This is a genomic window from Vibrio sp. M260118 (assembly GCF_036533755.1).
GTDB lineage: Bacteria > Pseudomonadota > Gammaproteobacteria > Enterobacterales > Vibrionaceae > Vibrio.
This window is the reverse complement of sequence record NZ_JATABG010000472.1, coordinates 1-2,209: the sequence shown is the minus strand read 5'-3', so window position 1 is coordinate 2,209 and position 2,209 is coordinate 1. Positions and strand designations below refer to the sequence as shown.

Below are 2,209 nucleotides of genomic sequence, written 5' to 3'. Positions count from 1 at the left end.
GCCTTGGATAGAAGTAAGTAGGGCAGAGGAGGTGCCGTGATACCAAGTATCACCTGTTGCAAAGCCATCTTTTGATAGTAGCTGTTTAGCATCTTGAAGATAAGAAGGTACTGTAGTCATAGGCATCCCGAACAAACTTGAATGTGGTTAGTCTAACAGAAGTAGAGAGCGAGTCTGCGTCTTGGGGCGCAAATCTCACTCTCTAGCTGCTCACTATTGTGTTCTTGGGCTGTTGCGTAGCGAGCAGTTATTAGAGGTCATTAGTCGAACTGGTGAGAAGTGTTCAACTCGCCTGCTGCCTTCAGCGCGTTTTCACCTGCAAAGTACTCTTTGTGGTCATCACCCATATCTGAACCAGACATGTTTTGGTGTTTAACACAAGCAATACCCTCACGGATTTCTCTACGCTGAACGTTCTTAACGTATCCAAGCATACCTTGGTCACCGAAGTACTCTTTCGCTAGGTTGTCAGTAGACAGTGCAGCAGTGTGGTACGTTGGTAGCGTGATTAGGTGGTGGAAGATACCCGCTTCACGTGAAGCGTCTGCTTGGAATGTGCGGATCTTGTCGTCTGCACGCTTAGACAGTTCAGTTTCGTCATACGCTGCACTCATTAGGTTTGAGCGGTCGTATGCTGATACATCTTCACCTGCTTCAACCATTGCATCATAGGCTTGCTGGCGGAAGTTTAGTGTCCAGTTGAATGATGGTGAGTTGTTGTAAACTAGCTTAGCGTTAGGGTGAACTTCACGTACGCCATCCATCATCTCTTTGATTTGACCAATGTGAGGTTTCTCAGTCTCAATCCATAGTAGGTCAGCGCCTGCATTGATCGCTTCGATACAGTCAAATACACAGCGGTCTTCACCAGTACCTTGACGGAATTGGTACAGACCTGAAGGTAGACGCTTAGGACGAACAAGCTTGCCGTCGCGATTAAAGCAAACGTCGCCTTGCTTCATGTCTGCTACGTCAATCTCTTCTACATCAAGGAAAGAGTTGTAGATATCGCCTTGATCGCCCGGCTCTTTAACTACAGCGATCTCTTTTGTCAGGCCAGCACCTTGTGAGTCAGTACGTGCAACGATGATACCGTTATCAATGCCTAGCTCTAGGAAAGCGTAACGAAGAGCGCGAAGTTTCGCATGGAAGTCTGCGTGAGGTACGGTTACTTTACCGTCTTGGTGACCACACTGCTTTTCATCGGCTACTTGGTTTTCGATTTGAAGACAACATGCGCCAGCTTCAATCATCTGCTTAGCCATTAGGTAAGTCGCTTCTGCGTTACCAAAGCCCGCATCAATATCGGCAATGATTGGCACAACGTGTGTTACGTGGTTGTCGATTTGATCTTGGATAGAGTCTTGTAGTGCAACATCACCTGCTTCACGAGCATCATCAAGTGCGCGGAATAAACCACCTAGTTCACGAGCATCCGCTTGGCGAAGGAAGGTGTAAAGCTCTTCTACTAGGGCAGCAACCGTTGTTTTCTCGTGCATTGATTGGTCAGGCAGTGGACCAAACTCTGAACGAAGTGCCGCAACCATCCAACCAGATAGGTATAGGTAACGACGGTCTGTCTTGCCACCGAAGTGCTTTTTAATAGAGATCAGTTTTTGTTGACCGATGAAACCATGCCAGCAACCCAAAGACTGAGTGTATTTTGAGCTATCTTCGTCATATGCCGCCATGTCAGCGCGCATGATATCTGCCGTGTATTGCGCGATATCTAGACCCGTTTTGAATTTGTTTTGAGCACGCATACGGGCAGCTGATTCTGGGTTAATAGCGTCCCATGGAGCACCAGCAGCGCGTTTTGCAACTTCGATCATTTCGATATCTTGATTGATTTGCGACATAACTATTCCTTAGTTCACGTTGGATATTTTTGGATTAATGGCTAAGTCATCCTTTCTTGTACTTCATGTCCCAGATTGGATGACCGACTTCGTTGTTGTTATGGACAAATATTAGTCACATGTGTGATAATTTTGTTAATTTATAGTTATTATATTCGGTATTTTTTATATGAATATAGCTCGTATAGACCTTAATTTACTTGTGTATTTAGACATGTTGCTGCGTGAAAGAAACGTCACCAAAGCGGCCAATCAATTGGGAATTACTCAGCCAGCGATGAGTAATGGTCTGCGTCGATTACGAGATTTATTTGAAGACCCGTTATTGGTAAGAACCAGTGAAGGAATGG

Annotated in this window: 2 protein-coding genes; one reads left to right on the top strand and one right to left on the bottom strand. The window is 45.5% G+C overall.

Features of this window, described 5'->3' with window-relative positions:
* Positions 1-260: 260 nt before the first annotated feature.
* The gene (locus tag QTO00_RS18515) at positions 261-1,859 is read right to left on the bottom strand and encodes an isocitrate lyase (RefSeq protein WP_331426079.1); all 1,599 of its coding nucleotides are present in this window, start codon (positions 1,857-1,859) and stop codon (positions 261-263) included.
* A 169-nt stretch (positions 1,860-2,028) separates the two neighbouring features.
* Between QTO00_RS18515 and QTO00_RS18510 the strand changes: the two genes are divergently transcribed.
* The coding region (locus tag QTO00_RS18510; protein WP_331426078.1) for a LysR family transcriptional regulator at positions 2,029-2,209 on the top strand (181 nt) is incomplete at its 3' end.